The organism is Cyclobacterium sediminis (assembly GCF_054781075.1).
Genome location: NZ_BAAGVC010000008.1, coordinates 157,840 through 171,395 on the forward strand (window position 1 = coordinate 157,840; position 13,556 = coordinate 171,395).

The 13,556-nt window shown below is 38.0% G+C and carries 13 protein-coding genes; 5 read left to right on the plus strand and 8 right to left on the minus strand.

What is annotated here, in order from left to right:
• Positions 1 to 68: 68 nt before the first annotated feature.
• From ACYVHJ_RS11400 to ACYVHJ_RS11415, 4 genes are all read right to left on the minus strand, one after another.
• Entirely contained in the window at positions 69 to 521 is a 453-nt protein-coding gene (locus tag ACYVHJ_RS11400; protein ID WP_460514862.1) for a NanQ anomerase/TabA/YiaL family protein, read from the minus strand.
• Positions 522 to 541: 20 nt separating this feature from the next.
• On the minus strand, positions 542 to 1,567 hold the full coding sequence (locus ACYVHJ_RS11405; protein WP_460514864.1) for a PfkB family carbohydrate kinase: 1,026 nt from the start codon (positions 1,565 to 1,567) through the stop codon (positions 542 to 544).
• A 306-nt stretch (positions 1,568 to 1,873) separates the two neighbouring features.
• A complete protein-coding gene (locus ACYVHJ_RS11410; protein ID WP_460514866.1) occupies positions 1,874 to 2,662 on the minus strand; it encodes a polysaccharide deacetylase family protein in 789 nt (262 codons plus the stop codon).
• A gap of 28 nt (positions 2,663 to 2,690) precedes the next feature.
• Positions 2,691 to 3,152 carry a YehS family protein gene (locus tag ACYVHJ_RS11415; RefSeq protein ID WP_339902088.1) on the minus strand — a complete coding sequence of 154 codons (462 nt, stop codon included), beginning with the start codon at positions 3,150 to 3,152 and terminating at the stop codon, positions 2,691 to 2,693.
• Positions 3,153 to 3,269: 117 nt separating this feature from the next.
• Between ACYVHJ_RS11415 and ACYVHJ_RS11420 the strand changes: the two genes are divergently transcribed.
• Positions 3,270 to 4,064, plus strand: coding sequence for an SDR family NAD(P)-dependent oxidoreductase (locus ACYVHJ_RS11420; RefSeq protein ID WP_339902089.1), 795 nt, complete (start codon positions 3,270 to 3,272; stop codon positions 4,062 to 4,064).
• On the opposite strand, the gene ACYVHJ_RS11425 is transcribed toward ACYVHJ_RS11420, so the two are convergent.
• From ACYVHJ_RS11425 to ACYVHJ_RS11435, 3 genes are all read right to left on the minus strand, one after another.
• The gene (locus tag ACYVHJ_RS11425; protein WP_460514869.1) at positions 4,061 to 4,924 is read right to left on the minus strand and encodes a Rossmann-fold NAD(P)-binding domain-containing protein; all 864 of its coding nucleotides are present in this window, start codon (positions 4,922 to 4,924) and stop codon (positions 4,061 to 4,063) included. The genes ACYVHJ_RS11420 and ACYVHJ_RS11425 overlap by 4 nt on opposite strands.
• Positions 4,925 to 5,035: 111 nt before the next feature.
• The gene (locus ACYVHJ_RS11430; RefSeq protein WP_460514871.1) at positions 5,036 to 5,452 is read right to left on the minus strand and encodes a hypothetical protein; all 417 of its coding nucleotides are present in this window, start codon (positions 5,450 to 5,452) and stop codon (positions 5,036 to 5,038) included.
• Between the two features lie 274 nt (positions 5,453 to 5,726).
• Entirely contained in the window at positions 5,727 to 6,173 is a 447-nt protein-coding gene (locus ACYVHJ_RS11435) for a Fur family transcriptional regulator (RefSeq protein WP_339902092.1), read from the minus strand.
• 249 nt (positions 6,174 to 6,422) lie between these two features.
• On the opposite strand from ACYVHJ_RS11435, the gene ACYVHJ_RS11440 reads away from it, so the two are divergent.
• Positions 6,423 to 7,055, plus strand: a complete 633-nt coding sequence (locus ACYVHJ_RS11440; protein WP_339902093.1) for a pyridoxamine 5'-phosphate oxidase family protein — start codon at positions 6,423 to 6,425, stop codon at positions 7,053 to 7,055.
• Positions 7,056 to 7,153: 98 nt separating this feature from the next.
• Complete coding sequence (locus ACYVHJ_RS11445; RefSeq protein ID WP_460514874.1) at positions 7,154 to 8,161, plus strand: metallophosphoesterase family protein; 1,008 nt, start codon at positions 7,154 to 7,156, stop codon at positions 8,159 to 8,161.
• Between the two features lie 119 nt (positions 8,162 to 8,280).
• On the opposite strand, the gene ACYVHJ_RS11450 is transcribed toward ACYVHJ_RS11445, so the two are convergent.
• On the minus strand, positions 8,281 to 10,980 hold the full coding sequence (locus ACYVHJ_RS11450; protein ID WP_460514876.1) for a DUF7133 domain-containing protein: 2,700 nt from the start codon (positions 10,978 to 10,980) through the stop codon (positions 8,281 to 8,283).
• Positions 10,981 to 11,311: 331 nt separating this feature from the next.
• On the opposite strand from ACYVHJ_RS11450, the gene ACYVHJ_RS11455 reads away from it, so the two are divergent.
• Both ACYVHJ_RS11455 and ACYVHJ_RS11460 read left to right on the plus strand, forming a co-directional pair.
• On the plus strand, positions 11,312 to 12,388 hold the full coding sequence (locus tag ACYVHJ_RS11455; RefSeq protein WP_460514878.1) for an amidohydrolase family protein: 1,077 nt from the start codon (positions 11,312 to 11,314) through the stop codon (positions 12,386 to 12,388).
• A 93-nt stretch (positions 12,389 to 12,481) separates the two neighbouring features.
• Positions 12,482 to 13,522, plus strand: a complete 1,041-nt coding sequence (locus tag ACYVHJ_RS11460) for a sterol desaturase family protein (RefSeq protein ID WP_460514880.1) — start codon at positions 12,482 to 12,484, stop codon at positions 13,520 to 13,522.
• The last annotated feature ends 34 nt before the right edge of the window (positions 13,523 to 13,556 follow it).

Here is a 13,556-nt window from a genome sequence, read left to right on the forward strand (position 1 = left end):
ATTACCTCGGGAAATTCCCGAGGTAATCTTTATTAAAGTGTTGATTTTTAATGATATATGTGTGATTGTCAGATTTTAACTTTAACAACCATTTTCTTGATACTGCCTTCGCCAATCATCGGAGAATGAACGTCTTCAGGATAAAGGATTGCAAATTGCCCGGGTTCCATACCAAAGTACATTTCCGGAGAATCCACATAAAAAGATACATCCTTATCGGGATTGTATTCGCCTTTTATTTTAGTGCATTTTTCTCTGGGTTTCCAGCCAATGCTTTCTTTACCTTTGATACATACTTGAATGTCTATGTGCTTGTCATGACATTCAAATTTCTGATTGGATTCAGCTTCAGTTTTTGCTGCTTTTTCAAATACAGCAGCAATTAACCCACTCCCATCAATTTCGTATTTGCCATCTTCTATTTCCTCCAGATTATTGGACTGAATAAAAGCAAAAGCTTTTTCAAACAATGGGTGCAAACTGTAGTATCTGCTTGCATTGGATAAGGTATCAAGTATCATGAAATTTGCTTTAGCAGTTACTATCGTTGAACCCTACCGCTGGCGTCACCACCCATTAAAACTTTAACCTCTGCAAGTGTTGCATGGTTCATGTCCCCAGGGAAGGTATGTTTTAATGCAGAAGCAGCAACAGCAAACTCAGTTGCATCTTTAAGACCCATTTCTTGGATCAAGCCATAGATCAAGCCACTTGCAAATGAATCTCCACCACCTACACGGTCAACAATTCTTACGTCGTATTTTTTGGAATGGTAAAATTCGTCACCATCATATACCAAAGCACTCCAACCATTGTCAGACGCACTGTAACTTTCTCTTAAAGTTGAAGCGATGTATTTGAATCCAAATTTCTCTTTCATTTGTTTGAAGACATCTTTGTATCCTTCAAGGTTTAACTCACCTTTGGTCACATCAGTTTCTTTGCTATGGAAGCCTAAAGTGGTTTCAGCATCTTCTTCGTTTCCGATGCATACATCCACATATTGACAAAGTCTGGTCATCACTTCCTTGGCTTTTTCCTTGCTCCACAATTTCTTACGGTAGTTCAAGTCAATGCTGGTGGTAACACCTTTTGCTTTTGCAGCCTTTAGGGCAGCTTCAGTCAAAGCCGCAGCTTTGTCGCTTAGGGCAGGAGTGATACCTGTGGTATGAAACCAAACAGCACCATCAAATATTTTATCAAAATCAAAGTCAGAAATTTCAGCTTCTGAAATGGATGCATCAGCTCTGTCATATACTACCTGAGAAGCTCTCATAGAAGCACCGGTTTCCAAGAAATAGATTCCTAGTCGTTTTCCGCCTCTGGCAATAAATTGTGTGTCCACACCATACCTGCGTAAATGATTGATGGCTGATTGGCCAATTGGATTGTCAGGCACCTTAGTCACGAAAGTTCCTTCCAGCCCATAATTGCAAAGGGCTCCAGCTACATTAGCTTCACCACCACCATAGGTTATGTCAAATGAATCAGTTTGTACAAAACGCTTAAAATCAGGGGTAGAAAGGCGAAGCATTACCTCACCAAGAGTAACTACTTTTTTGGACATGATTGTTGTATAAATTTTATGATTAATTGAAATTCTTGTAATTCAAAGCTACAAAGAAAAATTTAAAGAGCAATTTACGTAAAAAAGCCCTTTTCAAGACAAGACTACTGCTTTATTTTGTAAAAACCAAATCTTTTACTTGTACGGCAAAGCATCTAATTAGCTACCAATCACATATAATTAAGTATATTTTTGACTATCAAATTAGAGGAATGTTCCCAGGTAAAGGGCCTATCCCAGGTAATAATTGATATTTATTAAAGCGACTTAAAACATCTTTGCATTCAACCTTTATTTATAGGTTACTTAGTTTTTCAACCGTTTATTTAGGTTGGCTTTGATTTGATTTCTTGCTTCTTTTAAATCAATATACCCAGTCAATTGCTCCAGCGAGATTACATTATATTGGTGTTCCTTTAAAAATTCCAAATACCTTTTAAACATGTCAGAGGGGGTATTTACCCAAGGGTGTTCAAGATCCGGTACACCGTGAATGGTAAGGACCACAATATTTCCATCCTTTGCCTGCTTTAAGGCTTCCATTATTTCCTTTTCATTTTCGGGCTCAGTGGCCCAACTAGGGATTAGATAAGGGTGATCCTCCAATGGCTTGTATACCCTTTCTCCTCCTGCTCTGGCCAATAAATAATTCTTCTTGGCCAAAACTTTCAGTACAGTTTCACTCATGGAATAACCCGGATAAGCAAAGCCAAGGGGAGCTTTAATTCCCAAGGAATCGCATTTTTCTTCTATATAGTCGATTTCTTGTAGAATCTCTTCTTCAGATAATTTGCCTACAGGTGCATGGTGGTGGGTATGATTGGCCACCTCAAAACCCATCCTATCCAATTGTTGAATCTGCCGCCAATTCATATAAAGCGTACTGTCAGAAAAGTTAGGAGGGAATTCACAAACGAAGAAGGTTCCTCCAAAACCATATTCCAACAATAAAGGTGCTACGTTGGAATAATGACTGGCTACCCCATCATCAAAGGTCAAGACCACAGTTTTGTCGGGAATCGGTTGCTTCAAAACTTGGCTAAAACCGGGCAAGCAAGCCAAAATCAGGAGGGAGGACAAGAAAAACTTTATCATATCAAATACCTTAATAGGGTGTGCTTCTCTAAGCTGCCCTTAATTTTTTTTGCAGCCCCTGTAAAAAATTCCTTAATACCTGATCCCTGCAAAGACGGTATTGGTGTTGATCGGGTTTTCTAAAAAAAGCACTTATTTCATGCTTGCTCATGTTCCTCCCAGCCAAAGCTAAAATTTCAATGATATCTTCAGTTTGTAGTTGGAGTGCGATTTTTATTTTCCGAATGATTTGATTGTTGGTAAGTCTGCTTTCAGGCACCGGCTGTGGGCCTTCCTTTTTGCCTCTTTTATAATTAATCAAGCCATTTAAAAATACGGCCAACTTAAAATCACTGATAGGCTTTGCTTCCGGGTCATCATCTCTCTTTAACCAATCGCTCACTTCTGCTCGGGTTACTTCAAGTTCAGCGAGGCTGAAAATTTTAATCATTTGGTCATCTCCAAAATCGAAGGTGTACCTTAAACTTCTTATCACATCATTGTTTTGCATAGGGCATAAAGATAAACAAAGGGGATGAAAAGGTTAAAATTTTCACAGTGAAAAGATATTTTATTTCCTAACCGAGGATTAGTGAAGTAATTGAATCGGATTTTTTATCTTAAGCCTATGAAAGAGGAAAACTACACCTTAATTACCGGAGCAAGTATGGGTATTGGAAAGGCTTTTGCCATGGCTTGTGCCGCGAAAGGCATGAACCTTATTTTGGTAGCCTTGCCTGACAACCTTCTGAATGAGGTGAAAAATGATATTTTATCGCTTTATAAGGTAAAAGTACACCTTTTTTCCATCGACTTAACGGAAGATTATGCTGTTACAAAATTGTTTGCCTTTTGTCAGGAAAATAGATTCTCTATTCAAATGCTGATCAATAATGCCGGAATAGGAACGGGAGGGAAGTTCGAGAATATTGACTTGGATAAACAGCTACAAATTATAAATCTGAATAATAAAGTTCTGGTTCGGATGTGTCATTATTTTCTACCCTTACTTAAAAAGCAAAAATGCGCCTATATTTTAAATATGAGCAGCATGGAGGCGAATCTACCCTTACCCTATAAGGCCGTATACACTGGGAGTAAAAACTTTGTATATGCCTTCTCCCTTGCACTGAGGGAAGAATTGAAAAATGGGCCGGTAAAGGTGTCTGTAGTTTGCCCCGGGCCTGTGGTGACAAACCCTGAAGGTTTACGTCGTATGGAAGCACACGGTAGCAGAGCCAAATTGGTAGTTTTAATGCCGGATGAAGTGGCTAAAATTGCTTTGGAAGGTTTAGAAAATGGAAAAACCATTATTATACCCGGTAAAATCAATTGGCTACTGGTGAAAATATCACGGATTTTCCCAACAGCCCAAAAGATGCGACTGCTTGAGCGCCTTTTTAGGGTATACAGTACCCATTAAGTAATATTTCCAAAATAATTAGTAATTCCACATTGCTCACAACTTAAGGTCCAAAGCCGATCAGCATCAGGGATAGAGTTGGCTTTTTTGGAACTGGATTTTGGTTTGCATTTGTCCCAATATTTACCTGAAATACCTTTTACACCCTTATCTGAAGCTAAAAAAATGGAGGTTGCAGCTCCTTGGGCAGGAGTTTTGCCGGTAAGTCTTCTTAGTTTCCACATCAATCCATGAAAGGAAAAGGTATGCTTTAAGCCTATATCGGTTTTAACTAGGCCCGGCTGAACTGCATAAATTGCAATTTTTTTAATCGGTTTGAGCCGTTCAAAAGCTTTCGTAAAGAGTACATTGGCCAGCTTAGACTGTGCATAAGCGCGCAGGCCATGATAATTGTTTGTAAGATTGACATCCTTAAAATGAATTTTCCCATGAAAGTGAGAATCAGAACTCACCGTGATAATTCTTGGATCTTTCGCTTTTGACAGCAGGGGCAATAATAAATGGCTTAGTAAAAATGGGGCAAGGTGATTGATGGCCCATTGTCGTTCTATTCCATCCGCCGTTAATTGCATGTCAGAATACCAACTACCGGCATTGTTGATCAGCACATCCAATACTGGATAACGACTGAGGATATTTTTGGCTAGGGTTCTAATATCCGCTTGAGAACTTAAGTCGGCAATGGCATAATCCAAGTCAGCCTTGGCCTGATCTGCCTGAATTTTTTCCATGGCCATTAGGGCTTTTTCTTTCGTTCTACAAACCAGGATCACTTTAAACCCTTTTGCAGCAAGTGATTTGGCAGTTTGAAATCCTATGCCTGCATTGGCCCCTGTAATTAGGCAAATTTTGTTTTTCATCTCGATTTTATTAAGCTTCAATTTCTTTTAACCCCGTAATCAACCATTAAAAAAATATGCTTTAATGATCAGTAAATCAGTTGGATAAGAATTATTAAATTAAGTTTAACTTTACTGACTCTTATTTAAATTTTCTTTGGCTTCTTTAATTACAGGGTAAAGGTCGTAGGTGGGATAGAACTCGGTTGAGAAGGCTCCCCAAACACTTTGCTCTACCGCTATATTAAGATTTCGGAGTTCACTTGCAGGAATCTTTAATGTGACCACTTGACCGATTCCCATCATTACATACCAATTGATTACTCTTGCGGAAGTTGGTGGAAATTTTTCCAAAAATCCATTTTTGTTTCGGATCTCTTTTAATTCTTCAATGTTTTTATCTTGGTGGTGTTTCATCATGATGGTAATCATAATGCTATCTGAAGGTGTAGAAAGGGTATCGGTTTGGCCTTGACTGAATCCAGGCTTCAAGAGAAAGAGCATACCTAGAACGATAAACCATCTTAATTTTTTATTGAAGATTTCCATTTTTTGCTGTTTTAGAAATTGGTTCATATGAGCCAATTTAGTCAAATACCTTGGTAAATACGAATTATACTATTGTGGTGTTTGATGCAAATAGACTCCGAAATAGGTCATCAAGATAGTTTCGATTATTCTTATTAATACCAAAGATTGTTGAACCCTGACTTTGTTATTTAGGAAGGGGTTACTACCATTTCTTCCTAAATAAATTTCTAGACTTTAAGACATTGAAGCTAAAAAAAATAATCCGGTCATGACCAAATTAAGGTGAAATTGGTTAAGAACATTGATTGCAAACGCCTTGATAAACCATACTTACGCTTAATGCATTGAACCCTGTTGGGATGTTTGCTTGCGGAATTTTGGATTGGGTAAGGCAAAAAGTCTCATTGCACTTAATACAATGGAAATGAGTATGTTGATCTTTAGGCTCGCAGGCACAGCCCTCTTCACATATTGCATATTTAACAGCACCTGTCCCATCTACAATACTGTGAATCAGTTTATTCTTTTCAAAAGTTTTTAGGGTTCGGTATAATGTGGCTTTATCTGCCCGATCAAATTTGCCTTCAAGGTCATTGAGGCTAACTGCCACTGAGGATTCCACCAATTTCTTTAAAACCAATAATCTCATGGTAGTTGGCTTAATGCTTCTTTCTTCAAGTTTGATTTCCAATTCAGGCCCCATAATTAATATCGCTTTTGGTCTTATCCGATCAGGCATTTCCTAATTATAGAAGCTGATCAATTTACAAATAGTTCCCCTTAAAAATCCATCAATTTATTCATTTTTTTGAGGTAAAGCATTACCTCATCAAATAAAAAACCTTTAATAATCTTATAAAACCTATCCTAATTTTATTAGGCTATAAATGAGGAATTATTTTTAAATTTAGTTTCGAATGATTGATAAAAAAATCATTTGATGTCTTAAGCGAACTATCACTTTACCGGGAAAGTAAATAAAAATTCAATGAAAGTTACATTTAAAAATCAAATTAAAAGTATAGATGAGTTGAGAGAGTTGATGGGATTTCCTAGGGAGTTGGTGCAAAAAAAGTCCATCAATTTCATTGACGAACATTGCAAAGAATTTATTGCCAAATCTCCCATGTTATTTATTAGTACTGCCAACGAAAATGGCAGTTGTGATGTTTCCCCTAGAGGAGATCCCTCCGGTTTTGTAGATGTGTTGGATGAGCAATACCTTGTATTACCGGAGCGGCCCGGCAACAAGCGTTGTGATTCCTTGGAAAACATTCTTTCTAATCCCCATATTGGATTAATATTTATTATTCCGGGTTTGAAGGAAACACTTCGGATCAATGGCAAGGCCATTTTAACCCGTGACAAAGACTTATTGCATAAATATGAAGTTAATGGCAAATGTCCGGAGGTAGGAATAATTGTAGAAGTCGAAGAATGTTTCATCCATTGTGCAAAAGCTTTTTTAAGATCTAAATTATGGGAACCAGAGACTTGGCCGGAGAAAGCACAGCTCCCAATAGTGGCGAAAGTTTTGGCTGATCATATCAATAGCTCAAATTTTTCTAAGGAAGAGATACAAACCGTACTGGAAGAGAGCTATAAAAAAAGATTGTATTAGTAAGAAACAAACAGCTTATTTTAAATTAACGAATTGACTTAAAATGGTCAATTGAGATAATTTGGCCTTTTTAACTATATAAATGAACTAACAAATTCATGAACAGAAGAAAATTTTTGAATCAATTTGGAGCAGGAGCTCTTCTAACCGGTCTTCCTTTTACCACATTGTCTTTTAAAGCTCATGCTACGAATAAGGTGAAAAATCAAATATTGCGCTTCGGATTGGTAGCTGATGTACATAAAGATTTAATTCCTGATGCCAATCAACGATTGGAAACGTTTATTGATAAGTCCATAAACACTGAGATGGATATGGTTGTCCAGTTGGGAGACTTTTGTATGAAGGACAATAAAAACAAGGATTTTATGGATATCTGGGAAACCTTTAAAGGTCCAAAATACCATGTGCTTGGGAATCATGACATGGATCGAAATTCCAAAGAAGAAATGCTGGATTTCTGGGGTATGCCTAAAACCTATTATTCCTATGATATAAAAGGGATCCACTTTATTGTTTTAGACGCCAATTTTTTATACCAAGATGGAAAATTCATCGATTATAAAAATGCCAATTTTTATGTAGATAGTTCCATGCGAACTTTTATTGATAACGAACAGATCGAATGGTTTGAGGATGACCTAAAAGCGACAAAACTACCCACAATTGTACTTTCTCATCAAAGTCTATGGCACCACCAATGGGGGGTAAATAATCGTTTGCGACTACAAGAAATTATGGAAGCACAGGCTGAGAAAGTTATCTGTTGTTTCAATGGACATAACCATATTGATTTTCACCGCCACCTGAACGGGATAGATTATATTGAAATTAATAGCATGTCTTATCAATGGATAGGAGATAAATATACCAGTTTGGACAGATTTCCCAAAGAAGCGTACGAAAAGTATCCCAATCTACCACATATTGCTGCTTATGAAAACCCATTATATGCCTTTGTAACGGTAGATCTTTCAGGTAAATTAATAGTGGAAGGGGTAAGGAGTACTTGGATGAAACCATCTCCCTATGAATTGGGAATGCCTGAAGACCTTTACGGGAGCAGGGCTACCTCAGAAATATCAAACTATAAGATTAAGTTCTGATTTTGCCCAGTAATAGAAATTCTAGTGCTTATTCTAGAAAAAAAATGACAATCGATGTTTCATTAAAACAATGATGACAAATCATCGCTATCACTGCGATGATTTGTCATTAAAGGCCATTACCTGGCGAATAAACTTAATTTTCGCATGCTCCAAGGCTTGTCAGCGTCTTCCAAATTCTCAATTTTTAAGAATTTGGCTTTCGTATTGTTTGACCAGGAAATGGTTATGGCGCCATTTTCACCGGTTCTCTCAGCTACTTCCGCCCATTGCTTGCCATCAATAGAAACGGATACCTTGAATTTTCTAGGGTATTCATCATTTCCTGTTTCAAAAGATACTTCTGTAAGTGCAGCTGCTTGTGGTAACTCCACCTGAAACCAACTGCCCTTCTTTTGGTTTCCATCGGTTTTCCAACCTTTAAACCCAAATACATAGGAAGGGTCTCTAGTGGATCCCACTCCTTGTAAAGATGTACTGCTGGCAGTTACTTTCCAATTGTCTTGTGGGGCAAGTGCTTTGGGTACTTCAGCAAGCAAAGCATTGTATTGGTAATTTCCATCCTTCTTTTCGGTTTCTTTACGGATTTTTGCTACATATTCGGGAGTTACAAAGCTTCCTGAATTTCCGAATTCATTTCTAATATATGATGCCACGGAAGCGATGTATTGGTCATCATTGCTACTCATGGCAATCATTACACCTTCGTATTCTTTGCCTTCTATGGCACCGGTTAGGCCATGAAGCAGCGTTTTAACAATATATTCAGGGTGGCCTTGAATTCGTGGAGAACCTGAGAAGGCCGGAGCAATCAATTGTCCGCCGGCAGCACCTGTAGGGGTACCCAAGCCTTTTACTCCATGACAAGTGGCACAGTAACTATCAAATATCGTTTTCCCTTGATTAAACAAAACAAGTTCCTCAGGTGAATATTGCGTTTCTGCCATTTTTTTGGCTTTATCAATTTTTTCTAATAGCTGTTTGGTTACCAGTTGTACACCCTTGGCAGGGTTTGATGCTTGCAATTTTTTTAGTAAAGCCTCATAATCCGTGATTTTTAAAATATAAGCACTTTGAAGGGCCTGAATGACTACCGATGGATCTGCATCTGCTGTCATTTCTATATATGATTTTTCGAGGCTTTTCTCTCCATATTTGTACAAGGTTTCACCTGCCCTCAGGCCTTGGATTCGGATATTTATACTTTCATCTTCTAAAAAATCCAAAACCAAATCTTTATTAAGAAGGCCTAAACCTTCCAAAGTCCACAAGGCATGAATTCTAGCCAATTCGTTGTCTGAACTTTGAGCCATTTTCACTAAGTCTGACTCAACTGAATGATCTTGTCGTAGGATAAGGAGCTGCTGTGCTTTGTCTCTCCACCAACCATTGGGATGTTCCAAATGCTTGACAAGCGTTGCTGCACTTTCCTCAAACATTCTTGGCTGGGTTTTGTCTCTTTCCATTCCCTCATAAGATACCCTCCATATTCTTCCGTTCTCAATTACATCATCCATTTGGTACTGAAGAATTTTGGTGCGCAAGTAACTTCCTTCCTGGGTCCAGTTTCCTTCCTGAATAATGCCACGGTACATGTCTACAATATACATGGTACCATCAGGGGCAGTAGCCATATCTGTAGGTCTGAAATAAGGATCCGTAGATTGTATAAACTCAGATTCAATATCAAGGTATTGGTTTTGAATAGAGGTAATTCCTTCCTTTTTTTCTGAATAAACCTGCCTTACTATTCTACCTACAGGTTCCCCATAAAAATATTGGTTGACCAACTCTTTTGGTAATCTGTCTCCTCTAAAGACATCGTTTCCGGCAGCACCTGTAACATTATTTAGAGAGCCATCCGGTTTTGTTTCTCTCATTCCCGGTTCAAAATCAGCTAATCTTACTAAACTGAAAGGAATCCTAAAATCCTTTTGAAATTGTTCTTTTACAGCGTAGTTGCCATAAACGATAGGGAAGTTAAAATTTCTTGGAACTCCTCCTGCACCATCTTGAAACCATACTTGCCCATAGTTATCCTGAGTTACACCCCATTGGCCATATGGGTTTCCTGTTGGTTCTTGAATTACACCATCAGGTGTCCAACGGATCCGTTTTGAATTATAAGTACTGTACATCCAATTGTCCATGGTCCAAGTAAGGAAACTGGTTTGATGCTCCACATTTCCTGATCTACCCAGTCCGGTGGCAAACAACTCTTTTTTGTCTGCCTTGCCATCACTGTCAGTATCTGTGTATTTGTATACATTGTCTTCGTTAGACTCCATGGATAAAATGGTTCCTGGCCCAAATGGTACCACAAACCTTGGGAAAACCAAGCTGTCTAAAAAGACAACACCATCTTCATAAATTCCATCATTGTCTTTGTCTTCCCATCTGGAAATACGACTGGTAGGTAAAAGCTCACCCACTGCATCGATATCCTGCATATAGCTTCTTAATTCAAGTACATACATCCTTCCATTGCCATCAAACTGAATGGCTGCAGGTTCTTTGATCAGGGGTTCTGTAAGGATTGGTGTCATGGAATACCCAGGCTGTAGAACAAAAGTTTTTTGTTCTTCTAATGCGGAAAGAGGGTTTAAGGGCGCAACTGGACTAAGGTCTATCCCTTTCCACCTGGGAGATGTAAGATCTGCAGATTCAGGTATTGAAACCTCCGGATAGGGTGTTTCCATCCGCTTTGGGTCCATTCTTTCTAATGGTGAGACTTCTGTATAAGATTTTTCCTGATTGCAACTGGTAAGTAGTCCCACAACAATGAGCAGGTATTGGAATGATTTTCCTGATAAGTGCATTAAAATTTAATTTGTTACACTTAATTAAAAGTGTAAAGGTTCTGATGATAAGCTATTTTAACCAATGAATAAATGGATTTGGTTAAAATTTGAGGTACAAAGTATACTATTTTTTTTAATTTTATAGATGATTAAAAAATAATTTTCCATGGATTTTTTCTTACTGGTAATTTTTTACTTTAAATTATGCCAAATTATCGTGAAAATCAGAGATGGGTCGGATCAATCAATGCTTCAATATGAGCCTTTAGAGTCAATCTTTTCTATAAATAAATGTGCCCGAAATTAATCATTTTCTATGTTATTGACTGAATATTTATATTTAATTGAAATGAAAAAAATATTATCTATAGTTTTTGCTTTGGGATTACTTGTCTCATGTACTGAGAAGGATTCCTTTTATTTAATAGAGGATTATTCATCGGTCAAAAAGACCGACATACATATCCATATTACGGCAGACAGGCCCACTTTTGTAGAAAAAGCGAAAACGGATAACTTTCATTTAGTAAATGTGGCACTTGAGATCAATAAAGGCTGGGGGGATGTTTACTTTAAGTACAATCATGGCAAGAACCAACAAGAACAAAATCCGGAAACAGTTGATCTGGTTACTGCTTTTGCGGTGTCAGACTGGGATGATCCGGCTTGGGAGGATCGAGTGATTGGATGGCTTGACAGTTGTTTTAATGAAGGAGCAGTGGGAGTGAAGGTCTGGAAAAACATAGGCATGGTTTCAAGGGATTCATCAGGTAATCTAATTACCATAGATGATAAGAAATTCGATCCTATATTTGAACACATTCAACAAAGTGGAAAAACATTGCTGGGACATTTGGGCGAACCAAAAAATTGCTGGCTCCCTTTGGAAGAAATGACTACCAATAATGACAGAACCTATTTTGAGAAACACCCGGAATACCATATGTACAAACAACCTGGTATGCCCTCCCATGAGGAAATTATTGCCAGTAGGGACAGGATGCTCGAAAAACATCCCAACTTAAGGTTTGTTGGGGCACATATGGGAAGCCTTGAGTACAGTGTAGATTCTTTGGCGGCAAGGTTTGAAAAATTTCCCAACATGGCCATTGGCCTTGCGGCTAGAATGGGGCAGGTTTTCTTTCAAACAGTTGAAAATAGAGAGAAAGTAAGGGACTTCTTTATTAAATACCAGGACAGAATCATGTACGGAACAGACTTGGCAGACAATGGCCAAATGACTGAAGCTTCGCTGGTAAACAGGATGGATAATACCTGGAAAAGAGATTGGGAATATTTTGTCACTGACCACATGATGGAAAGCGACTTAATTAATTCACCATTTCAAGGCATTCAATTGCCAAAAGAAGTTGTAGACAAAGTTTATTATAAAAATGCAAACAGATGGTTTGCCTTAAAACCATAATTATTTATAACCCAATGCCGATGGTGTAAGACTGGAAATTATAATAGAACAGTTGATTCGTCATCGATTAACCTTGATCACCTTATTATTAAAATGGAATTATTATACAATTTACTCAATGAAATAACCGGATTTTTAGGAATTGACCGCTTGATGGAAATCTTAAGTTCCGGGGACTATGCAGCTTTTAAAACCTACGACGGTATCACTTCATTGATTTTCCCAATTATTCCTTTACTTGTCTTGATGGAATTGGCTTTAAGTTTGATTTATAAAAAACCACATACCAAGGTTTATAAAGTCAATTTCCTGATTTATGTTTTCAATAGGGTTGTCGGTAGGTTTATCGCCATTGCCATGGTGGTTTTACTTATTGGGTGGTTGGAACCCTATGCTCTTTTTAATGCCCAATTGACTTGGTACTGGTTTATCTATGGATATATTGTCTGGGAGTTTGCGCATTACCTTTACCATTACTGGGGCCATAAGGTACGTCTATTTTGGTGCCTGCATTCTACGCATCACGCACCGGAAAACATGAATCTTTCTGTTACTTATGCGCATTTTTTCTTGGAAGCACCTTATGCAGATACCATTCGTACCACGGTTTGTATTTTGCTGGGAGTTCCTCCGGAAATGTTATTTGTAATTATGTTTATTGATGGGACCTATGGTGCTTTTATCCATGTGGGTGAAAACTTAATGAAAGATGGACGAATGGGATTTCTCAACAGGTTTATCCTTACTCCTTCCCACCACAGGGTGCATCACGCCAAAAACCCGCTGTACATGGATACCAATTTTTGCAATTTTTTACTAATCTGGGACAAGGTCTTCGGTACTTTACAGAACGAGGATGACAAAGTCAAAATAGAATATGGTATCACGCGAGAAATGGATTCCGGTAACTTTATGGACGTTTATTTTGGTGAATTTGTAGCTCTTTACAAGGATGTTATCAATGCTCCCGGCTGGAAAAACAAGTTATTGTACATGGTCAAACCTCCGGGATGGCATCATTCCGGGGAATACCAATTGGCTACCAAGTTGAGGGCTGATTATTTGCAATCGCAGGTGGCTGATAAAAAGATGACCAACAGCGTCCACAAAATTAAAGACAAGCATTCTGCCTGATAAGTTATACCTTGCACTAAACTAGCATAGCATT